Below are 22,182 nucleotides of genomic sequence, written 5' to 3'. Positions count from 1 at the left end.
GGCATGACAATCGACGGAGAGAATCCCACATGCTGAGCCCTCGAATTGCCCTGGCCTGCGCGCTTGCTCTCAGCGCCATCCCCTCCGCTCTGGCCCAGGACACCCAGCGCCTTCGCACCGAGAAGGTCGAGGTGATCGTCGAGACACTCGCCCGCAATCTCGAGAACCCCTGGGGTCTCGCCTTCCTCCCCGACAACCGCATGCTGGTGACGGAACGCCCCGGCCGCCTACGAATCATCGACGCCAATGGGACCATCTCCGATCCGATCCGCGGCCTCCCGCCAATCGCGGCGCGCGGACAGGGCGGCCTCCTCGATGTCGCCCTCGACCCGAATTTCGCGCAGAGCCGCCTCGTTTACCTGAGCTTCGCGGAGGATCGCGGGGAAGGCCGCTCCGGCACCGCCGTGGCTCGCGGCCGTCTCAGCGCGGACGGGACCGCCCTGGAGGAGACGCAGCTCATCTTTCGCCAGGAGCCGGCGCATACGGGCAACAACCATTGGGGCTCGCGTCTGGTCTTCGACCGCGACGGCAATCTTTTCGTGACGCTCGGCGACCGCTTCGACCTGCGCGCTCAGGCGCAGAACCCGGCCAACCACATCGGCAAGATCGTCCATATCAAGCCCGAGGGGGGTGCCGCCCCCGGCAACCCGTTCCTCAACCGGGAGGATGCCCGGCCCGAAATCTGGTCCCTCGGCCACCGCAACTTGCAATCGGCCGCCCTCCACCCGACCACCGGCGAACTCTGGACCGTGGAGCACGGCGCCCGCGGCGGCGACGAGTTGAACATCCCGCGGAAGGGCAGGAACTACGGCTGGCCGGTCATCTCCTACGGGGTCGATTATTCAGGCGCGAAGATCGGCGAAGGCACGAAGAAGGAAGGGCTGGAGCAGCCGGTCTTCTACTGGGACCCGTCCATCGCGCCGTCCGGCATGGCCTTCTACACGGGTGACCAGTTCCCGGCTTGGCGCGGCAGCATTCTCATCGGCGCGCTGTCGGGCAAGCTCGTCTCGCGGCTCGAAACGGACGGCAACCGGGTCACCGGCGAGGAGCGCATGCTGCAGCAGCTCGGCGAGCGCATCCGCGACGTGCGCCAGGGCCCGGACGGCCTCGTCTACCTGCTGACGGATTCCCGCAACGGCCGCATCCTGCGCGTGAAGCCCGCCACCTGAACGGGCCTGCCGGATCAGCGCGCCTGGAAGATGAAGGCGGCGCCCGTGGCGATGAGGCCGAAGCCGATAAGATGGTTCCAGCCGAGCGGCTCCTTCAGGTAGAGCACCGAGAAGACCGCGAAGACCGCCAGGGTGATGACCTCCTGCATGGTCTTGAGTTCGGCAGCCGAATAGACGGACGAGCCGATCCGGTTGGCCGGCACGGCGAACCAGTATTCGACGAAGGCAATGGCCCAGCTGGCCATGACGGCGATCCAGAGGGGCGACGTCTTGAACTTCAGATGTCCGTACCAGGCGAAGGTCATGAAGACGTTCGATGCGATCAGCATCAGGACGGGCGTCGTATGGGGGCTCATGGCGATTCCGGAAAGGTCTCAGATCAGACGGGCGCTCTGCCCTAATCCTCTCCGTCCAGCTGTCAAGCCGATGAACGACGAAGGGACTGAACGCCGCAGGTTCAGCAAGGCGCGGATCGCGCCGGACCTCCAGCCTGCTGCACTGGCGTGGTCCGGCAAGCCTCCTTGAGCCGCTCCAGAACCTGCTCACCGCCCGCAATCTGCGGATTGGACGGATCGAACCCTTCTCGGGTCTCCCGTTCCGTCACGAGCCTGCGGGCCTTCTCGAAGGCAGCGTCGAGGTTCGGCTCGCCTCTGAGCGCCTTGTTGAAGAAGGCGTCGCCGAAATAGGTCCAGGTCGCTCCGTCCCGGCAGCCGAAGGAGGGCTTGTTGGCGGCCGCGGCCGTGATGACGAGAGTGCGCGGATCGGCCAGCTTGCGGGCGAAGATGCCCGAATAGCAGGCCGAGACGATCAGGACCCGGTGCTCCGCCCGGGTCCGGTCGAGCAATTCCCTGACATTGTCCGGCGTGACGAGGAGCGCGTCCTGTCCGGCCACCAGCCCGATGCCGTCCGGACCTCCATGGGAGGTGAGGACGAGCACCACGATGTCCTCGGCGGGATCGAGAACCCGCCCGGCGGCCGCGGCGGCGGCCATCAGGCTCTGGGGCATCGCGCCGGCCCGGCGCTTGGTGTTGACCCGGACGATGGAGCGCCCCTTCCCGTCGAACTGCGCCTCGAGGATGCGCGCCGCACCCCTGGCTTCGCTTTCGAACACACTCTGCGGTCCCCAGAGGCCGAAGGACAGGATGTAGACGTCGGTCTGCCCCGGGCGCTGCGGCGCCAATTGCCCCGTCTCGGCCCTGCGGGCTGCCTGTGCGTGAGCCTCATGGAACGGGCCAATGGCGAGTGAAAGCCCGATCAGGCAGAAAGCGAGTAAGCGGCGCATGATATATCCCAACCCGGCTCACTTTACGCGCAGCTACCCTCGAAAGCCAAGAACCGACCTTGCTTGGGGCTGACGCGCCCCCGCGGATCCGCACGATGGGCCAGCTGAACCGAATGCCCTTTTCCGGGTTTCCCTGTCAGGTACGTCACGCGTCACATCCCAAGAGGGTTTTTATGGACATCGCGCTCGATAAGGTTTGCGAACTCATTCTCCGGGTCAGGGCTATCGATGTGAAGGAAGGCATCACCGATCCGGCTTCGGGCTCGAACCCTATCGACGACGGCAGCATCGACGCCCTCACCTCCTCGCCGGACGATGCCACGGAAGAAGAGATCCGCGATGTGATCGCGGGCCTCAACGACGACGAGCGCGCCGACCTGATCGCGCTGGTCTATATCGGCCGCGGCGACATGGAGCCCGAGGAATGGGGCGCCGCCGTACGATTCGCCCGCGAGCGCGAGGCCGCAAGCTCGCTCTCGACGGCCGACTGGCTCATCGGCATTCCCAACCTCGCCGACCTTCTGGATGAGGGCCTCAACGCCATGGGCCGCAGCTGCGCCTGAGGCGCGGCCGAGCCATCATCCGGCCCCACATTCGTCGTCTATACCGATCACGCAAACGGGATCGCCGGCCCGGCCACGGCGCCCTATTTGTGACATGGATCGAACCAATAATCCTGCCTACTCCTAAAGGAGGATGTCATGAGTCCGCGCCCACCCCCTGAGAGTCCGGACAACGACGCGCAGAGCGAGCTGCTTCAAGCCGTCCACAACGCCTTGAACGACCTCGCTCCCATCACCGATCCAACGGAAGAACCACCCCTCGCCGAGGCGCAGCCGGACGCGCAACCGTCCCCATCCTCGGATGAGACCCAGGTCGACATCGACCGGATCGAAGCCTACCTGAGAGGGCCAACGGCGTTCACCGCGTGACCTCGGCTTTTCCTGTCAGCTCTCCATACCCCGATGCTTGGTCCTGCTTGTCGCAGGGCCATAACGGTTGCCGCAGTGGATAGAGGTAAATTCGCCTAACAGCCTCTTCGTATGGAGAGTCCAAAAAGCCTCTCATACAAGTAATGGTTGCGAATCGTTATTCAATAACATTCGCAACCGATGCCGTCCGCCGAATCAGGCTCTCACAATCTCGAAACCTTCATCAGCCGATGGACCGCCCGCGAGGGCGGTGCGGAGCGGGCCAATTACCAGATGTTCCTCTCGGAACTCTGCGACGTTCTCGGCGTGCCGCGTCCCAACCCTGCGGGGGCGGAGCGGGACCAGAACGATTACGTCTTCGAGCGCGCCGTTCGCCCGCGCGACAGCGATGCGACGACAGCGCCCAAGCGCATTGACCTCTACAGAAAAAACGCTTTCATCCTCGAGGCTAAGCAATCGCGTCTGCCGGGCAAGCAGAAGGCCATTCCCGGCCAGCTTCACCTGCTTGCCGATGAGCCTACGGATCTCGGCCGCCGCAGCATCGCGCGCGGCTGGGACGTGATGATGAAGAATGCGCGCCAGCAGGCGGAGTCTTACGTCTTCCTCCTCGACGCGCACCACCCCGCGCCGCCCTTCATCATCGTGTGCGATGTCGGCCATTGCCTGGAGCTTTATGCGGACTTCACCGGCACCGGACGCGCCTACAGCCACTTTCCGGACCGCAACGGCTTTCGCATCTACCTGCACGATCTTCACGACGAGAAGACCCGCACGCTTTTGAGGCGCATCTGGCAGGAGCCGCATTCGCTCGATCCGTCGAAGGAGGCGGCCCGCGTCACCCGCGACATCGCCAGGCGACTTGCACAGGTGAGCAAGTCCCTGGAGGAACGCGGATGCAACGCGGAGGACGTGGCGCATTTTCTCATGCGCTGCCTCTTCACCATGTTCGCCGAGGACGTGTCGCTTCTGCCGCCCGACAGTTTCAAGGCCCTGCTGCAGAAGAGCGTGGACGATCCGGCGCATTTCACGCACCGGCTCAAGGCGTTGTGGCAGCAGATGGACAGGGGCGAGGAGTTCAGTCATCTCGTCGAGACGCGCGTGCGCCACTTCAATGGCGGCCTGTTCAAGGACACCACCGTGTTCGAACTCGGGCGCGAGGAGATCGGCGAGCTTCTGGCCGCCGCGAACTATTCCTGGACCGAAGTCGATCCCGCCATCTTCGGCACACTGCTGGAACAGGCCCTCGACAAGACCGAGCGCCGGAAGCTCGGCGCCCATTACACGCCGCGCGCCTATGTGCAGCGCCTCGTGGAGGCGACAATCATGGAGCCTCTGCGCGAGGATTGGCAGAATGCCCTGCGCAAGGCCGAGCACGCGAAGGAGACCGGCGACGAGAAAGCGGCTATCGCCATCGTGCGTGCCTTTCTGCGCCAGCTCTGCGCCACGCGCGTCCTCGATCCCGCCTGCGGCACCGGCAACTTTCTCTATGTCTCGCTGGAGCTGATGAAGAAGCTCGAAGGCGAGGTTCTGGAGACTCTGGCGCAGCTCGGCGAGCCGGAGAGCATGGGCCTCGACCGCGAGACCGTCGACCCGCACCAGTTCCTCGGCCTCGAACTCAACCCGCGCGCCGCGGCGATCGCCGAACTCGTCGTGTGGATCGGCTACCTCCAGCAGCATTACCGCAACCGCACCGGCCATCCCTCGGAGCCCATCCTGCGCGCCTTCGAGAACATCAATTTCGGCAGGCGTCAGGGCTATGACGCCGTGCTAACCTGGGACGGCTATCCCGTACCGCAGGTGGTGGAGAAGGACGGCAAACGCGTCGAGACCTATCCGAATGCGCGCCGTCCCGAATGGCCGGAAGCGGATTTCATGGTGGGCAACCCACCGTTCATCGGCGGCAAGGACCTGCGCGCCCGTCTGGGCGACGCCTATACGGAAGCGCTCTGGGCCGCGCACAAGCACATGAACGACAGCGCCGATTTCGTCATGTACTGGTGGGACCGCGCGGCGGAGTTTTTGACGACCAAGAACTCGCCCCTGCGCCGCTTCGGGTTTGTCACCACCAACTCGATCACGCAGGAATTCTCCCGCCGCGTGATGAAGAAGCGCATGGAGGCGAAAATGCCAATCGCGCTCGTTATGGCGATTCCGGATCATCCGTGGACGAAAGCGACGGCGGATTCAGCAGCGGTGCGTATTGCGATGACAGTCGCAGTGAAGGGTGAGCACGATGGTGTGCTGCGCGAAGTCATGGGCGAGAGTGGGCTAGATACGGATCAACCGATTGTTGAAATTGTTGAGCAGGTTGGGCACATCAATCCTGATTTGACAGTAGGCGTGGATGTTACTTCCACCGTTCCTCTACTTGCCAACGAAGGCCTGTGCTCACCGGGTGTTAAGCTGCATGGGGCAGGATTCATCGTGACACCTGAGGAAGCGCAGCATCTCGGACTTGGCAGAAGACCGGGGTTGGAGAAGCACATCCGTCCGTATCGGAACGGACGCGATTTGACTGCGACACCTCGCGGCGTGATGGTAATCGATCTATTTGGGTTGGAATCCGTCGAAGTCCGCCAGCACTACCCTGAAATTTATCAGCATATCCTCGCGGCGGTTAAGACAGAGCGAGAAGCACAATTTGCGAAGTCGAGAACAAAGGATGCTGAAAGCTACGCAAAATTTTGGTGGCTATTTGGCAAGCCACGACAAGAGCTCCGACCTGCCATGGCCAACTTACCTCGATATATCGCAACGGTAGAGACAGCCAAGCATCGTATTTTCCAATTTCTCGATGCATCGATTTTGCCGGATAACATGCTTGTTGCAGTAGCAAGTTCCGACCCCCTCTATCTTGGCATCCTTTCGTCGCGAATTCACACAGGTTGGGCGATACAGTCAGGCGGATGGCTCGGCATGGGAAACGATCCCCGCTATTCAAAGTCCCGCTGCTTCGACCCTTTCCCCTTCCCCGATCCACCCGAGTCCCTCGAAGCCCAAATCCGCGCCGTCGCGGAGGAACTCGATGCATTTCGAAAGAGCCGTCAGGCCGAGTATCCGAAGCTCACGCTGACGCAGATGTACAACGTGCTGGAGAAGCTGAAGGCGATGGAGGCGGCGCGCACTGGATCCCCCTCCTCCTTGTGGGGAGAGGCTAGGGGTGCCGGCGCCGGCATCTCAGAGCATAGCGCTGACACCTCCCTCTCCAACTCTCCCCCACAAGGGGGGAGAGGGCCTGTCGCGCAGCCGCCGGAGAAAGGCGTGGATCCCGGGCACAAGGCCGGGGATGACGGTGGGAAAGTGGCGCTCACGCCCGACGAGGAGCGCATCAAGGACGAGGGGCTGATCCTCATCATGAAGGAACTGCACGAGCGGCTCGACCGGCTCGTGTTCCAGGCCTATGGCTGGCCGGACACTCTCTCCGACGAGGAGATCCTGGAACGGCTGGTGGCGCTCAATGCGGAGAGGGCCAGGGAAGAGGCGGCCGGGCATGTGCGCTGGCTCAGGCCCGATTACCAGATCCCGCGCTTCGCCAAGGGCGCGGCCGCGGCGAAGACCGAAGAACTCGACCTCGGCGCGAACGTGATCTCCATCGACCGCGCCCTGCCCGATTTTCCGAAAGACCGGCACGAGGATTCGCTCGCCGTCGAGCATGCCCTCCTGTCCGCCGGCCGCCCCATGGATGCGGCCGCGCTGGCGCGCGGCTTCAAACGCGGCGGCAAGCGCATCGAGCCGCGCGTCGAGCAGGCGCTCACGACCCTCGTCCGCTACGGCCGCATCACCATGACGCCGGATGGCCGCTACCTCGCGCGCAGGGCCGCCTGAACGACCGCCACGCTTTTGCACCGAAATGGCCCCTCGGGCGTTGTCGAGACCGAAACCAATCGATAGCTGTTGCTCATCGAGCCACAGTCACGCCCGACCGATTTCGACAGGAGCCTTCATGAGCATCGGCCTCATCGCCTTGCTGGACGACATCGCGGCCATCGCCAAGGTCGCGGCCGCCTCGCTCGACGATGTGGCCGCCCAGGCGGCCAAGGCAGGCGCGAAGGCGGCCGGCGTGGTTATTGACGATGCCGCCGTGACCCCGCGCTACGTGACCGGCTTCTCCGCCGCGCGGGAACTGCCGATCGTCGGCAAGATCGCGCTCGGCTCGCTCAAGAACAAGCTGATCTACCTCCTGCCGCTGGCCCTGCTCCTCAGCCTGTTCGCCCCCTGGGCCATCACGCCACTGCTCATGATCGGCGGCGCCTATCTGTGCTACGAGGGCTCGGAGAAAGTCTTCGGGGCGCTTTTCCCCCATGGGGCCCATGAGCATGAACGGGCCACCCAGATCGCCGGAAACGTCGAGGACGAGAAGGTGAGCAGCGCCATCAAGACCGACTTCATCCTCTCGGCCGAGATCATGGCGATTACCCTCGCCAGCATTCCGACGGGATCGACCTGGATGCAGGCCGTGGTCCTGGCCATCGTGGGCATCGGGATCACGGCCCTGGTCTATGGCGGCGTCGCTCTGATCGTGAAGGCGGATGATGTGGGCGTGGCGCTCGCCCGCGCTCCCAGGCCGGTCTCGAGCCTGCTGCGGCGCGTGCCCGAGAGCGCTCCCCTGCACACCGACCGCCTGCTGGCACCTCTCACCAGGGCTTTCGGCCGTGGCCTCGTGAAAGCCATGCCGGTCCTGCTCCAGACCCTTGCCATACTGGGCACCGCCGCGATGGTCTGGGTCGGCGGCGGCATCATCATCCACGGGCTCGAAGGCTACGGCTTCGCCGGTCTCGGCCACGTCATCCACGATATTGCCGCGGCCGCCGGCCATGCGGTGCCGAGCCTCGGCGGCGCGGTGGAATGGCTGGTCTCGGCCGCCGCCTCCGGCCTCGTCGGGCTCCTCATCGGCGCCATCCTGATTCCCCTCGTCCACTTCGTCGCAGTGCCGCTCGTCAGGGCGCTGCGGGGAGGAAGGCGGAAGGCGGGGAAGCCTTCCGTGTAAGCGCCTGTCCTCTTCCATTCCCCGGCTATCCGTACCATATTCGTTCTATGGCCAAATCACCCAAGAAGCCCAAGCTTTCCACTGGGAAGGCGTCCAAACCTGATCTGAAGCCCCTGGCCCCGCATCTGGCAGAACTTCTCAATCCCGCCGTCAACCGGGAGCGGGAGGCGGCCGAGGGCTTTGCCGAGCGGGCGCAGGAAACCTTCATCCATGGCGACATCGCGGATGTCGACCCGGCGCTCGCCAAGAAGCTTGGCCTGAAAGGCCCGGACGACGGGCCGGACGTGGCCGATGAACTGGGCGACCTTGGCTCCGGGTCCGGCTTCTCCGCTACCGTCGATGCGCTGTCGAGGCTGCTCACGGAAGGCGATCCGCGCTTCAAGAACGGCAAGCCCTGGGTGCCGCACCGCCCGCCTCGCCCCGAGAAGTCGGAAGGCGGCATTCCGTTCAAGATCAAGTCCGATTTCACGCCCTCGGGTGACCAGCCCAACGCCATCCGCGAACTGGTGGACGGCGTGCGGCGGGCCGAGCGCGATCAGGTGCTCCTCGGCGTCACAGGTTCGGGCAAGACCTTCACCATGGCCAAGGTGATCGAGGAGACGCAGCGCCCTGCCCTGATCCTCGCGCCGAACAAGACGCTCGCCGCGCAGCTCTACGGCGAGTTCAAGTCGTTCTTCCCCGACAACGCGGTGGAGTACTTCGTCTCGTATTACGACTACTACCAGCCCGAAGCCTATGTGCCGCGCTCGGACACCTTCATCGAGAAGGAAAGCTCCATCAACGAGCAGATCGACCGCATGCGCCACTCGGCGACGCGCGCGCTGCTCGAACGCGACGACGTGATCATCGTGGCCTCCGTGTCGTGCATCTACGGTATCGGCTCGGTCGAAACCTATACGGCCATGACCTTCTCCGTGAAGGTGGGTGAGCGCATCGAGCAGCGCCAGCTGATCGCGGATCTCGTGGCCCTGCAATACAAGCGCATCCAGAGCGATTTCGCGCGCGGCACCTTCCGGGTGCGCGGCGATGTCATTGAACTCTTCCCGGCCCACTTGGAGGACCGTGCCTGGCGCATCGGCCTGTTCGGCGACGAGATCGAGAGCATCGTCGAGTTCGATCCGCTCACGGGCAAGAAGACCAACGACCTGCAATTCGTGAAGGTCTATGCGAACTCGCACTATGTGACGCCGCGCCCCACCCTGCAGCAGGCCGTGAAAGGCATTCAGGACGAGCTGCAGCACCGCCTGCAGGAACTCGCCCGCATGGGCCGCCTGCTCGAAGCGCAGCGGCTGGAGCAGCGCACGCAGTTCGACCTGGAGATGATCGAAGCCACCGGCGTGTGCAACGGCATCGAGAACTATTCGCGCTATCTCACCGGCCGCAAGCCCGGCGAGCCGCCGCCGACCCTGTTCGAATACCTGCCCGACAACGCGCTCGTCTTCACCGACGAGAGCCACGTCACCGTGCCGCAGATCGGCGGCATGTATCGCGGCGACTTCCGCCGCAAGGCGACGCTCGCCGAATACGGCTTCCGCCTGCCGTCCTGCCTCGACAACCGCCCCTTGCGCTTCGAGGAATGGGACGCCATGCGGCCGCAATCGGTCCACGTGTCGGCGACGCCGGCGAAATGGGAAATGGAGCAGACCGGCGGCATCTTCGTCGAGCAGGTCATCCGCCCCACGGGTCTCGTCGATCCGGTGGTGGAGATCAGGCCCGCGCGAAGCCAGGTCGACGATCTCGTGCACGAGGTGAAGGAGCTTGCCGCTCAAGGGTACCGCACGCTCGTGACCACGCTCACCAAGCGCATGGCCGAGGACCTCACGGAGTACATGCACGAGAACGGCATCCGCGTGCGCTACATGCACTCGGATATCGACACCCTGGAACGCATCGAGATCATCCGCGACCTGCGCCTCGGGGCGTTCGACGTGCTCATCGGCATCAACCTGCTGCGTGAGGGTCTCGACATTCCCGAATGCGCGCTCGTCGCCATTCTCGATGCGGACAAGGAAGGCTTCCTGCGCTCCGAGACCTCGCTGGTGCAGACCATCGGCCGTGCGGCGCGTAATGTGGAAGGCAAGGCGATCCTCTATGCCGACAAGATCACCGGCTCCATGGAGCGAGCGATCGCGGAGACCAACCGTCGCCGCGAGAAGCAGCTCGCCTACAACGCCGAGCACGGCATCACGCCGCAGAGCGTGAAGAAGAACATCGCCGACATTCTCGAGAGCGTCTACGAGCGCGATCACGTGTCCGTCGATACCGGCCTTGCCGACAGGACCGTCGGCCACAACCTCAAGGCCGTCATCGCCGACATGGAAAAGCGCATGCGCGAAGCCGCCGCGAACCTGGAATTCGAGGAGGCCGCGCGCCTGCGCGACGAGCTCAAGCGCCTTCAAGCCACCGAGCTCGCGATCAGCGACGACCCGATGGCGCGGCAGGCCGACGTGGAAAAGGAAGCCGGCAAATACGGCGGCTCGCGCAAATACGGCCGCAGCGCCAACCTGCCGCCCAAGGGGCTTCCCCCGTCGCCCGAGGGGGCGAGCGAAGGCGACGAGGATTCCGATGCCTATGGACCGACCGGCAAGGGCCGCTCGGACGAGGGCACCCGCATCCGCAAGCCCGGCCTCGACGAGATGGGTCCCGGCACGGACCGCGAGGTCCCGCTGAATTACCGCGAACGCCCGGCCGCGCGCTCGACGCAAGGTTTCGCGGGGCAGAAGCCAAAATACAAGGGACGGAAGGGGCGGTAAGGCATCTGGCGAAGAGCCGGGCTTGCCCCACCGTACGCCGATATCCGGAGCTAAAGCGTCGGACGTAAATTCGAGTTCACGTCCAACGCTTTAGTTTTTGTTTCCTCGCATCTTTCCACGCAAAACCGGTTCCCACTTTTGCGTTCGATGCTCTAGCCCGGCATCGCTTCAATGATGCCGGTCAGCACCGGGCCGATGCCGGCCATGAGGATGGCAGCCGTAGCGGTGGCTTTGGGCCAGAGCAGTCCGGCATGCTTTGCGTCCCCGTACCAGCCGCCGGCTATCGTGCGCCATTGCCAGTAGATCGAGAGGGTCCAGTCCGGTGGATAAGGGCGCCTCTCGCGGCGGCAGACATCACACACGATCCGGTCGTTCACCCGATAGAACGCCACGGACGCGGCCCCGAACAACATGAACCAGACCAGACCTCTCACTGTCACCCGACGCCTCGGCTTCCGCCCGAGCCGTCAGGATAGACGCGAGTCGCGCTTTCATTGTGGCGGGCCACTGGATCAAGGAGCGTTTCCCTCACCGCCAGTTCACCGCGAACGCCTCCACCGGCTGCGTGAAGCCCTTCACGGCCCGGCCTCCCAGATCCACGAAGGAGAAGCGCGGAGCCACCAGGGTCGTGATGACCTCCGACACCACGATGCTGTCGGGCTCGGCGCTCTGGCACAGGCGAGCGGCCCTCTGCACCGTTGCGCCGAACAGGTCGTTGTGGTCGGCGACGGGTTCGCCCGCATCGAGGCCGATGCGCACGCGCAGCTTTTCGCGACTTGCCAGGTTGAACGCCTCGAAGGCCTGCAGGATCGCCCGGGCGGCGTCCACGGCGGCGGTCGCGTCGTCGAAGGAAGCCATGATTCCATCGCCGGTATGCTTGACCTCGCGCCCGCCCTTGTCGCGCAGGGCGCGGCGGACCATGGCGTCGTGCGCCCGTACCATCTCGACGGCGCGCGTATCGCCGAGGCGCTCGGTCATGGCAGTGGAGTCGACGAGATCCGTGAACATGATGGCGCGCAGGGCGGGATCGACCCTGCCGGTCGAACAGCACGCTGCCGAAACCGGGTCGGAGATGCGGCCGAGAAAGGCCTCGACGGCGGAGAGATCGACCTCGATCACGTCGCGGGCGATCTTTCCGTGGGCCTCGTCGTGCACCCGCATGGCGGTCTCGATATCGGGCGCGTCGATGAGGCAGAACGCCGTGCCACGGGTATCGTCGAACCAGTAGGTCAGGAACCGCACCCCATAGTGCCCCTGCACCTGCAGATCCTTCTGGTGCGCGTCGGCGATATCGGCGGCGGTCAGGCCCTGCAGTTCGTGCCGATCCAGGAAGATGGGCATGGTGGATCTCCCTCCCTGCCCCCGGCTTAGTCTACACGGTTCGGTCGCAGGGGGCGATGGCCCATTTGCCCTGTCCCGAACGGGTGAGGGATGGAGGTCGTCCATCTGTCCAACCGCGGGGCTGGTGAAAATCGGATCCACTTTTGCGCATGATGCGCTATGTAGATCGTCTGCCTCATTGCCCTGCTGGAGAGTTCGATGGCCTACCTGCCCGCTGAGACCCGCTACGACGAGATGCTCTACAACCGGTGCGGCCGCAGCGGGTTGCTTCTGCCGGCGATCTCGCTCGGGCTCTGGCACAATTTCGGCGAGGACAAGTCGGCGGCGACTGCGCGGGAGATCTGCCGGACCGCCTTCGATCTCGGCATCACGCATTTCGATCTCGCCAACAATTATGGGCCCCCTCCCGGCTCGGCCGAAACCCTGTTCGGCGAGATCCTGCGCAACGACTTTCACGGCCTGCGCGACGAGCTGGTGATCTCCACCAAGGCAGGCTACCGCATGTGGCCGGGACCTTATGGGGAATGGGGCAGCCGCAAATATCTCCTGTCGAGCCTCGACCAGAGCCTCAAGCGCATGGGGCTCGACTATGTAGACATCTTCTATTCCCACCGCTTCGATCCGAACACGCCGCTCGAAGAAACCATGCTGGCGCTCGATTCGGCCGTGCGGCAGGGCAAGGCGCTCTATGTGGGCCTCTCGTCCTACAACAGCCAGCGCACCCGCGAGGCGCTGGCCATCCTGCGCGAGCTGGGGACGCCCTGCATCATCCACCAGCCGAGCTATTCCATGCTCAACCGCTGGATCGAGGAGGACGGGCTGCTCGACACCCTCGACGAGCTCGGCATGGGCTCCATCGTGTTCTCGCCGCTGGCGCAGGGCATGCTGACGACGAAATACCTCAACGGCATTCCCGACGAGAGCCGCGCGGCCCAGGGCAAGTCCCTGCGCACGAGCTTCCTCAATGAGGACAACATCGCCCGCATCCGTGGCCTCAACGGCATCGCCGAACGGCGCGGTCAGACGCTGGCACAGATGGCGCTGGCCTGGGTTCTGCGCGGCGGACGCGTCACCTCGGCCCTCATCGGCGCGAGCCGTCCCGAGCAGGTTATCGACTGCGTCGGCGCGCTCAAGAACCTCGCCTTCACGGCGGAGGAGCTCGCCGAGATCGACCGCTATGCCGGCGAAGGCGACCTGAACATCTGGGCGGCATCGGCAGAGCGGAAGGGACCGGCCCGGTAATCCACAGCAGAGCCTCGCTCCCAAAGGGCACCTGCCCTTTCAAGGCCAAGTCCGATGCACCATCCTTTGAAGAATGCATCGTGCGGCGCGCATCCGCAGTGCCGCACGATGCACAGAAAGCCTTAGCTTTTAGGCGAATACTCCTTCGGAGGGACTTGAGAAGTCGGTTAACAAGTGGTTAATGCCAAGCTCCACCGGCCACTTGACCTAGGGTCACCTCCCATGGATTCCGTCACTGCCATCGACAATCGTCGGAAAGACAGACGTTTTCCCACGCATCACCCGGCAAAAATCATGCTGGGCCCGGAGGCGATGATCTCGTGCCTGGTGAAGGACATCTCCACCGGCGGAGCCAGGATCGCGGTCAAGCGGCACATGGACCTGCCGGAAAGCTTCGAGCTGTACATCGCGGCCCATGACCTGCAGGTGCGCCGCGCGCGGGTATGCTGGCGCAACGGCGATTTCGCCGGGGTCGCATTCAGCGCCGAGGAGGCCGATCTCGCACCGGCCGCGAATGCCCCTGAGGATCTGCGGTTCGAGGTCTGCCTCGAACAGGCCGCCATGCCGGTCCATCTTGCATCGAAGCCCGCCCGCAAGAACCTCAAGCTCTATCGCACCACCGCCTAAGCCCAGGCCTCACACTTCGGCTGTTGAGAAATTTAGCGCCGCCCGAACAGCCGCTCGATATCCGTCAGCTTCAATTCCACGTAGGTCGGCCGGCCGTGATTGCACTGGCCGGAGAGCGGCGTCGCTTCCATCTCGCGCAGCAGGGCGTTCATTTCCTCGGGCCGCATGCGCCGTCCGGCGCGGATGGAGCCGTGGCAGGACATGCGCGAGAGCACGGCGTCCAGGCGCTCCTCCAGGGGACCTGCAGCCCCCTGCCCCCATTCCGCCAAAGCGTCGGCGACGTCCTGCACCAGCGCCTTGATGCGTCCGCCCGCAAGCGCCGACGGCACCTCGCGCACCAACAGCGCCCCGTGACCGAAGGGCTCGACCACGAGACCAAGGCTCTCGAGAGAAGACGCTTCCGCCAGAACGCGGTCGGCATCGACGGGATCGAGGTCGACCACCTCCGGAATGAGGAGCAACTGCCGCGCGATGCCCGAGGCGGCGCGCTCGCGCTTCAGGCGCTCGTAAACAAGGCGCTCGTGGGCCGCATGCTGGTCGACGATGACGATGCCGTCCTGCGTCTGCGCGACGATATAGGTGCCGTGCAATTGCGCGCGGGCGGCGCCCAGAGGCGCCTCCTCCGTTTCCGGCTCGATCTCGTGCAGCATTGCGCGGCCGTCGGCCGACGGGCTTGCGAGATCGGGCAGGTTCGCCTGCCGCTCGGCAAGGCCTGAGGAAGGCGCATAAGTTCGTTCCGGCGGATCGAGCGGCGCCTGCCAGTTGGCGAAGGCGCTGGTCGGGCGGATCGCATGCGTGCGGTGCGGATAGGCCGGACGCGATGGCAGCGCTCCTTGCGGACGCAGGCTCTCCAGCGTGCGCGTGCCGCCGGTCGACGAGGCACGGAAGGCATAGCGGGTGATCGCTTCCTTCAGCGCGCCGACGACGAAGCCGCGCACGAAGGCCGGATCGCGAAAGCGCACTTCGGTCTTGGCCGGATGCACGTTGACGTCCACCGCACGAGGATCGAGATCGATCATGATGGCGAGAACCGGATGCCGGTCGGACGCCATCACGTCCGCATAGGCACCGCGCACCGCACCGAGCAGCAGCTTGTCGCGCACGGGCCGCCCGTTGACCACGAAATGGATCGCCGCTCCGGTGCCGCGATGATAGGTCGGCAGGCTCGCGAAGCCGGTGAGCCGCACGCCCTCGCGCTCGATGCCGATGGACATGGCGTTCTCATGGAACTCCGCGCCCAGCACCCGTGACAGACGGCGCAGGAAGCCGTGCTCGCCGGGCTCCTCCGGCGGATAGGTGAAGGCGGTGATGTGCTCGCCCGAAAGCGTAAAGCGGATCGTCGGATGCGCGATGGCGAGCCGCTTGACGATCTCGGCGACGGCCTGCGCCTCGGAGCGGTCGCTCTTCAGGAATTTCAGGCGCGCGGGCGTGGCGGCGAACAGGTCCGTCACCTCGACGCGGGTGCCTTTCGGCGCGGGCGCGGGACGCACGGGCCCCTTCACGCCCGCCTCGACGACGAGCGACGAGCCGGTCTCGGCCTCAACTGTCCGGGTGACGATGGAGAGACGCGCGACAGCCCCGATGGACGGCAAGGCCTCGCCGCGAAAGCCGAGCGTGTTGATCGAGAACAGGTCGCCGTCCGGCAGCTTGGAGGTGGCGTGACGCTCGACCGCCAGCTCAAGATCTTCCGGCGTCATGCCCCGTCCGTCATCGACAATGCGGATCAGGCGCCGCCCACCGGCCTCGACGGCGATCTCGATGGAGGTCGCGCCTGCATCGACCGCGTTCTCGACCAGCTCCTTGACGGCAGCCGCCGGACGCTCGACGACCTCGCCCGCAGCGATGCGGTCGACGAGGATGGGATCGAGGCGGCGGACATGCATGCGCAGGATCGGAGGTTCGGATTCGGAAAGGGGAACATAGGGGGTGACGGCGCAGGAAACCAGAACGCGCGACGTTATTCCCCAGGCTCTGACGGAGTGACGTGACGGGCGAGTGTCGGGAGTGTGGGCAGCGTCAGCAGGATGGGGCGCAGGAAATCCACTCTCCCCCATTGTGGGGGAGGGCTAGGAAGGGGGGGAGCAATAGCCTATCCACGTATGGCGCCGCACCCGCCTCTCCAACTCTCTCCCTCAAGGGGGAGAGGGTTCGTTGTGCTTCATTCCGAGAACGATACCAGTTTCATTACCCGGCAGACGTCCCTAGCCCTGCGCGAGATATTCCTTCGCCAGGATCTTGGCCTCTTCCACGGCGGGCTGGTCGAACGGGTCGACGCCCATGGCGTAGCCGGCCAGGATCGTTTCCAGCATGAAGTGCATGAGAAGTTCGCCCAGGGCGCGCTCGTCCAGGGTCTCGACATGGATCTGGCGGGTCGGGCGGCTGTTCTTGGCGAAGGTGTCGGCCATGGCGCGGCCCTGGGCGGCCACGAGGTCGCCGATGGTCTTGCCCGCGAAGGCCGCCTGGCCGGCGCGCTTGGCCAACGCCTCGTTCATCACAGGCCCCTTGCCGGCGACGCCGGTGGTCAGCACCGTGAAGAGCTTGTCGTTGGGACCGGCGAGGTAGAGCTGCTGCTGGCTGTGCTGGTCCACGGGACCGATCGCCGCGACGGGCTGCGTGCCCTTGCCGTCCTTGCCGACGCTCTCGGCCCAGAGTTGGACCCACCAGCGGGTGAAGCGCTCGAGGCGGTCCGCGTAGGCCATGGTGACCGCGATGCCCTTGCCGGCTTTCGCCGCGGCGACGTTCAGGGCGGCTCCCAGGGCGGCGGGTGCATCCTTGGCGGATGCGCCGTTGCGGAAGGGCTCATAGGCGTCGGCCGCACCCCGGCGGATGGCCTCGATGTCGAGGCCGAGCACGGCGGCCGGCAGGAGACCCACATTGGTCAGGACCGAGTAGCGCCCGCCGATGCCGGTGTGATGATCGAGGAAGCGCACGCCCTCGGGTTCCAGGAGGTCGCGAAGGGCGTTCTTGGCACCGTCCTTGCGGGGCTCGGACACGCCGAGGAACATATCGTTGGGATGGGAGCGCAGCCCTGCCTTCTCGAGGGCCGTGAGCACGGCGATGGTCTGCATCAGCGTCTCGCCCGTGCCGCCCGACTTGGAGATCGCCACGAACTTGGTCGAGGAGAGCGGAAGCTTGTGAAGGACACGGTCGAAGGTGATGGGATCGAGGTTGTCGAGGAAGTGGATGCGCGGGCTCTCGGTGAACCGGCCGGTGCCCGGCACCGCGTAATCCTTCAATTGCGCCAGGGTCTGGCCGCCGAGGCTCGATCCGCCGACGCCGAGAACCACCACGTCGGTGGCATCGTCCCGCAGGAAGGCGGCCGCTTCGCGGATGCTCGCCAGATCGTCCGTGGTGCGCGGCATGTGGAGGAGCGGCAACCGGCCCGAGGCATCGTCCTCGGACAGCCGCTTCATGGCCTCGTTGACGAGCGCCAGCGCGTCGTCGAGCGCCGCCTGCGTCAGACCGCCTCCCCCGATACTGGTGTCAAGGGCAAGATCGATCGATTGCTGCAGGGCCATAAGCGTACTCCGACTCGTTCAAAGCAGGAGCGAAAGATTAGGGCAGAGACGGCCCTGAGGCTAGCGCATCGGACGGAAAAGTGGACCCGGTTTTCCGCTCCATCCGATGCGCCAGCGAAGAGGAAGGAGCATCGGATGAATCCCAAAAGTGGTGTCCACTTTTGGGTCCGAGGCTCTAGGGTCGGTGAAATCTCTGCCCCGGAAGGCTACACTCCCGTCGGCCGCCCCGCGATCACGGTGAACATCCGGCCGTCGCCGAAGATGCGTTCGGCGGCCGTGCGGATGTCCGATTGAGTCACGGCCCCAACCAGGCCGTTGCGGCGGGCGATGTAGTCGATGCCAAGCCCCTCGAAGGCGATCTGCGCCAGGGTGTGGGCGATCTTGGTCGAGGTGTCGAAGCCGAGGGCATAGGAGCCGATGAGGTAATCCTTCGCCTTCTGCAGTTCCTCGTCGGACGGGCCTTCGCTGGTCAGCTTCGCCATCTCGTCGGCGATGACGTCGAGAGCCTCGACCACGCGTTCGTTCTTGGTGGCGGTATAGCCCCAGGTCATGCTCGCCGAGCGGTAGCTCACGAGCGACGTGCCGACGCTGTAGGCGAGGCCGCGCTTCTCGCGCACCTCCTGGAACAGGCGCGAGGTGAAGGCGCCGCCGCCGAGGATGTGATTGAGAACGTAAGCCGGAATGAAGCCCGGATCCCGCCAAGCGATGCCGTTCATGCCGAAGCGGATGACCGATTGCGGAACGTCGAGATCGACCACGACACGCGAACCGAGCTTCTGCAGCGAAGCGGGCTCGATGATGCCGAGCGGCTTCGCGTCAGGCAGAGCCCCGAACACCTTGTCGAGAAGAGCCGAGAGATCGTCCCCGCTGATCGCACCGACGACGGCGATCTTCACGCGCCCGCGCGCGATGATCGCCTTATGCATGGCGATGAGATCGTCCCGCGTGATCGCCGCGACGCTCTCGGGCGTGCCGGAGGTCGGGCGGCCATAGGGGTGGCCGGCGAAACCCTCCTCGAAGAAACGGCGCGTCGCCATGACGCCCGGATCGTTCTGCTGGTACTTGAGGCCCGCGATGGTCTGGGCCCGCACGCGCTCGATGGAATCCTGGTCGAAGCGCGGCTCGGCGAGGGCGAGGCGCAAGAGCTCGAAGGCCTCGTCCGCATGCTTCACCAGCGTCTTGAGCGAACCGCCGAGCGCATCGTTGCCCGCGTTGAAGGACAGCTCGATGGCACGCGCCGCAAGCCGCTCCTGGAACGCATCGGAATCGTATTCGCCCGCACCTTCGTCGAGCAGGCGAGCCAGCATCTGCGCCACGCCGGGCTTGTCCGCGGGATCGTGCGCCGAACCGCCTTCGAAGATGAAGGAAACGGCGATCAGCGGCACCACGTCGGATTCGACGTGCCAAGCCTCGACGCCCTTGGCGGAGGTCAGCGCCTTCACCGTGGTCGGAGACGAGGACATGGTTTCGACAGAAGCTGTCATGATTACCTCGATTCTTGTGCAGGCGGACTTAAGAGGCCGACTTCTGCAGATAGCCCGTCACGGAACGGCGGGGGATGAGATAGCGCTCGGCCGCCGAGGCGAGATCGTCCTTCGTGACGGTCTCGATCTCGACCGGCCAGCGACGCACCTCCTCGATGGTCTCGCCGATGGCGAGCGCCGAACCGTAGATGCGGGCGAGTGACGACTGGCTGTCCGTGGAATAGATCGTCTCGGCCACGAGGCGCGTCTTGGCGCGTTCGATGGAATCCGCGTCCAACGCCTCGGCCGGGATCGTCTTGAGCACCTGGTCGACGGCCTCTTCCAGGGCCTGCAGCGACACGCCCTCAGACGGCACGGCATAGACGCAGAACCGCGTGTCCTCCATGGCGGACGACATGTACCAGGCGCCCGCATTCACCGCGATGCCGCGCTCCATCACGAGCTTGCGATAGAGATAGGAGGTCGGGCCGCCGCCGATCACTTCGGCGAGAAGCTCGAGCGCGTAGCAATCACGCTGCGAGGCCGTGCGGCAGGACGGAACGAGGTAAAGCCGCTGCAGGGTCGGTTGCTCGACCTTCGGGTCCGCCACGGTGATGTGACGCGCCGCCACGGGCTCCGGCTCGCGCGGACGCAGACGCATCGGACGCTTGCCCTGCGGGGCGATGCGTCCATACGTTGCATCCGCCAGACGACGTACCTCGTCCTCGCTCACGTCGCCGGCAACGACCAGGATGCCGTTCTCGGGCGTGTAGAAGCGACGATAATAGTCGAGGGCGTGATCGCGATTGAGCGTCTCGATCTCGTGCATCCAACCGATGATCGGGATGCCGTAGGGGTGATGCACGAAGAGCGAAGCCGCCATCGCCTCCGAGAGCTGGGCCGAGGGATCGGTCTCGACGCGCATACGGCGCTCCTCGAGCACGACATCGCGCTCGGGGCCGATGACGGATTCCTCCAGGAGAAGGTTCGTCATGCGATCCGCCTCGAATTCCATCATCGTCTGCAGGTTCTCGCGGGCGACGCGCTGGAAATAAGCCGTGTAGTCGAACGACGTGAACGCATTCTCCTGACCGCCGAGGCCGGAGACCACCTTCGAGAACTCGCCGGCCGGATGCTTCTCCGTGCCTTTGAACATCAGGTGTTCAAGAAAGTGCGCGATGCCCGATTGTCCGAGCGGATCATCCGCCGAACCGTTGCGGTACCAGATCATATGCGTGACGACGGGAACGCGGCGATCCGGAATGACGACGACATCGAGACCGTTGTCGAGCGTGAAGGAAGACAGGTTCGGACCACTGCCTTCCGTCCGCCCGAATGAGGCGGCGTCAGCGCGAAGAAGAGGCTTAGAGGCAGTGTCCATGATGTTTCAACCTTGGCGACATCAGTTCGTTTCGCAGGGTGTTTCCTACGGGATAGTCAAATTAGGAGGCTATGCAAGCGAAGCCGCAAATCTTTCCTGTGCGGCATACTTTGTCCGGAAGAGCTGGACAGAGGCTTGGCTTTCACAGGCCCCATAACGTTTTCAGGCGAAGCGGGTGAACCCGTTCGCCTGAAGGAAGTGGGAAGAGGCAAAGCTTACTGCCTGCTCTGCCGCTGGCGGAGATAGGCCGATGGGCTGTCGGGATCGCCCGAGATGACGGGATCCGCGGAGGCTTTGAGCTTGCCGCCGCCCTGAGCCCGCAGCAGATCGCCCGGAGGATCGCTGAGATAGCGACGGTCGATGCCGTTGCCCTGCAGCTCCGGCTTCTCATCCTTGGTGAAGGCGCGGAGTTCGTCCGGGGTCATGCGGGCGATGTCGGCCTGACGACCGACGGGAGCCTGCGGACCGGCCGAGGCATTGGGGTTGCGGCCGGCGCGCATCTCTTCGATCGAGAGGCGCTTTCCTTCGGTGTTCTTGTAGAGTTCGGAGCTGGTATAGGGCGTACGGGCCTCAGCCGCGGCCTTGCGGCGAGCCGCCACATCCGGATCCTTGGGCCAGTTGCCGTTACGCGCTTCGGCGCCGCCAGAAGCCGGCGCCGGCAGGTCCATCTTGGGGGGAAGCACGAGCGGAGCGCGCTCGTTGTAGGTGATAGGCGCCTTTTCCTTGGGAATGATGCCGATGGCGCCGAGGATGCTCTTCATCGCCTCGCCTTCCTCGGCCGACGCGCCGGTGGCGACGATCAGAAGCGCCAAGGCCCCCGCACGGCCTATGATTTTCATTCCCTTCATGGCACCCACCATTCGTTTCTCATTGTGGCCGGAAGGCCTGATCGCTCATTCTGGCGAACATATGGCGGCAGGCGCCATAAAATATCGTTATTTGGCCCGCCGTGCCTCCAGGACGAAGGAGTCATAAAGCAAACCGACCACCCCCGCAACGATGGCCGCGTCGGCCACGTTGAACACGTACCAGGACCACGAGCCGAAGTGGATCTGAATGAAATCGAACACCGCCCCGAACCAGAGACGGTCGATGACGTTCCCGATCGCCCCGCCGACGATCAGGCCGAGGGACGCCGCCAGGAGCTTGGCCTTGGTCCGACGGATCCAGAAGGACAGACCGATGGCGGCCAGGATGGAGACGACGATCAGCCCCCAGCGGCCGATATCCGAGTTCTGCTGGAACAGGCCATAGGAAATGCCGCGGTTCCAGACCACGATCAGGTTCACGAAGGGAGCGAGTTCGACCGGCTCCTTCACGGGAAGATCATAGATATAGAACGTATAGAGCTTCGTCGCCTGATCGAGGACGAGCGTGATCAAGGCGATGGAAAAGCCGAGGATCGCCGCAACGGACAGCCCCTTCTGCACCGCACGCCCCCTGCCCGGTCCCTTCGGGGAACGGGGCCGGCTCGCTGCGCGCGGACG

At 64.9% G+C, this 22,182-nt stretch carries 18 protein-coding genes; 8 read left to right on the top strand and 10 right to left on the bottom strand.

The window, feature by feature from the left end:
- Positions 1 to 29: 29 nt before the first annotated feature.
- Positions 30 to 1,169, top strand: coding sequence for a PQQ-dependent sugar dehydrogenase (locus tag DDF70_RS13465; protein WP_114945377.1), 1,140 nt, complete (start codon positions 30 to 32; stop codon positions 1,167 to 1,169).
- Between the two features lie 14 nt (positions 1,170 to 1,183).
- Here DDF70_RS13465 and DDF70_RS13460 read toward each other — a convergent pair whose 3' ends face one another.
- A complete protein-coding gene (locus DDF70_RS13460) occupies positions 1,184 to 1,525 on the bottom strand; it encodes a DMT family protein (protein WP_114945376.1) in 342 nt (113 codons plus the stop codon).
- Positions 1,526 to 1,626: 101 nt separating this feature from the next.
- Complete coding sequence (locus DDF70_RS13455; RefSeq protein WP_114945375.1) at positions 1,627 to 2,451, bottom strand: C13 family peptidase; 825 nt, start codon at positions 2,449 to 2,451, stop codon at positions 1,627 to 1,629.
- A 173-nt stretch (positions 2,452 to 2,624) separates the two neighbouring features.
- On the opposite strand from DDF70_RS13455, the gene DDF70_RS13450 reads away from it, so the two are divergent.
- The 5 genes from DDF70_RS13450 (at position 2,625) to uvrB (ending at position 11,123) form a co-directional block, all read left to right on the top strand.
- Positions 2,625 to 3,014 carry a DUF3775 domain-containing protein gene (locus DDF70_RS13450; RefSeq protein ID WP_114945374.1) on the top strand — a complete coding sequence of 130 codons (390 nt, stop codon included), beginning with the start codon at positions 2,625 to 2,627 and terminating at the stop codon, positions 3,012 to 3,014.
- Positions 3,015 to 3,152: 138 nt separating this feature from the next.
- Entirely contained in the window at positions 3,153 to 3,383 is a 231-nt protein-coding gene (locus DDF70_RS13445; RefSeq protein ID WP_114945373.1) for a hypothetical protein, read from the top strand.
- 180 nt (positions 3,384 to 3,563) lie between these two features.
- Entirely contained in the window at positions 3,564 to 7,208 is a 3,645-nt protein-coding gene (locus DDF70_RS13440) for a class I SAM-dependent DNA methyltransferase (protein WP_114945372.1), read from the top strand.
- 118 nt (positions 7,209 to 7,326) lie between these two features.
- The gene (locus tag DDF70_RS13435; RefSeq protein WP_114945371.1) at positions 7,327 to 8,370 is read left to right on the top strand and encodes a DUF808 domain-containing protein; all 1,044 of its coding nucleotides are present in this window, start codon (positions 7,327 to 7,329) and stop codon (positions 8,368 to 8,370) included.
- 47 nt (positions 8,371 to 8,417) lie between these two features.
- The gene (gene uvrB / locus DDF70_RS13430; RefSeq protein ID WP_114945370.1) at positions 8,418 to 11,123 is read left to right on the top strand and encodes an excinuclease ABC subunit UvrB; all 2,706 of its coding nucleotides are present in this window, start codon (positions 8,418 to 8,420) and stop codon (positions 11,121 to 11,123) included.
- Between the two features lie 152 nt (positions 11,124 to 11,275).
- Here the strand turns inward: uvrB and DDF70_RS13425 are convergent, their stop codons facing one another.
- The gene (locus tag DDF70_RS13425; RefSeq protein WP_162820392.1) at positions 11,276 to 11,563 is read right to left on the bottom strand and encodes a hypothetical protein; all 288 of its coding nucleotides are present in this window, start codon (positions 11,561 to 11,563) and stop codon (positions 11,276 to 11,278) included.
- A gap of 88 nt (positions 11,564 to 11,651) precedes the next feature.
- Positions 11,652 to 12,464 (bottom strand): nickel-binding protein, encoded by an 813-nt coding sequence (locus DDF70_RS13420; protein ID WP_114945368.1) that lies wholly within the window; start codon positions 12,462 to 12,464, stop codon positions 11,652 to 11,654.
- Positions 12,465 to 12,662: 198 nt separating this feature from the next.
- Between DDF70_RS13420 and mgrA the strand changes: the two genes are divergently transcribed.
- Positions 12,663 to 13,706, top strand: coding sequence for an L-glyceraldehyde 3-phosphate reductase (gene mgrA, locus DDF70_RS13415; RefSeq protein WP_114945367.1), 1,044 nt, complete (start codon positions 12,663 to 12,665; stop codon positions 13,704 to 13,706).
- Positions 13,707 to 13,928: 222 nt separating this feature from the next.
- Positions 13,929 to 14,333: a PilZ domain-containing protein gene (locus tag DDF70_RS13410; RefSeq protein ID WP_114945366.1), complete on the top strand. Its 405-nt coding sequence runs from the start codon at positions 13,929 to 13,931 to the stop codon at positions 14,331 to 14,333.
- 32 nt (positions 14,334 to 14,365) lie between these two features.
- Here the strand turns inward: DDF70_RS13410 and mutL are convergent, their stop codons facing one another.
- From mutL to lspA, 6 genes are all read right to left on the bottom strand, one after another.
- Positions 14,366 to 16,216 carry a DNA mismatch repair endonuclease MutL gene (mutL, locus tag DDF70_RS13405; protein ID WP_114945365.1) on the bottom strand — a complete coding sequence of 617 codons (1,851 nt, stop codon included), beginning with the start codon at positions 16,214 to 16,216 and terminating at the stop codon, positions 14,366 to 14,368.
- 318 nt (positions 16,217 to 16,534) lie between these two features.
- On the bottom strand, positions 16,535 to 17,851 hold the full coding sequence (locus tag DDF70_RS13400) for a glucose-6-phosphate isomerase (RefSeq protein ID WP_114945364.1): 1,317 nt from the start codon (positions 17,849 to 17,851) through the stop codon (positions 16,535 to 16,537).
- Positions 17,852 to 18,057: 206 nt separating this feature from the next.
- Positions 18,058 to 19,335, bottom strand: coding sequence for a M16 family metallopeptidase (locus DDF70_RS13395; RefSeq protein WP_114945363.1), 1,278 nt, complete (start codon positions 19,333 to 19,335; stop codon positions 18,058 to 18,060).
- Positions 19,336 to 19,363: 28 nt separating this feature from the next.
- Positions 19,364 to 20,695 (bottom strand): M16 family metallopeptidase, encoded by a 1,332-nt coding sequence (locus DDF70_RS13390; protein ID WP_114945362.1) that lies wholly within the window; start codon positions 20,693 to 20,695, stop codon positions 19,364 to 19,366.
- Positions 20,696 to 20,910: 215 nt separating this feature from the next.
- Complete coding sequence (locus DDF70_RS13385) at positions 20,911 to 21,543, bottom strand: hypothetical protein (protein WP_162820391.1); 633 nt, start codon at positions 21,541 to 21,543, stop codon at positions 20,911 to 20,913.
- Positions 21,544 to 21,630: 87 nt separating this feature from the next.
- On the bottom strand, positions 21,631 to 22,098 hold the full coding sequence (lspA, locus tag DDF70_RS13380; protein WP_245435482.1) for a signal peptidase II: 468 nt from the start codon (positions 22,096 to 22,098) through the stop codon (positions 21,631 to 21,633).
- Between the last annotated feature and the right edge of the window lie 84 nt (positions 22,099 to 22,182).

Origin of the sequence: Microvirga calopogonii, assembly GCF_003347665.1 — a bacterium.
GTDB lineage: Bacteria > Pseudomonadota > Alphaproteobacteria > Rhizobiales > Beijerinckiaceae > Microvirga > Microvirga calopogonii.
Note: the sequence above shows the minus strand (reverse complement) of the source record. Positions and strands in the feature narration are given on the sequence as shown.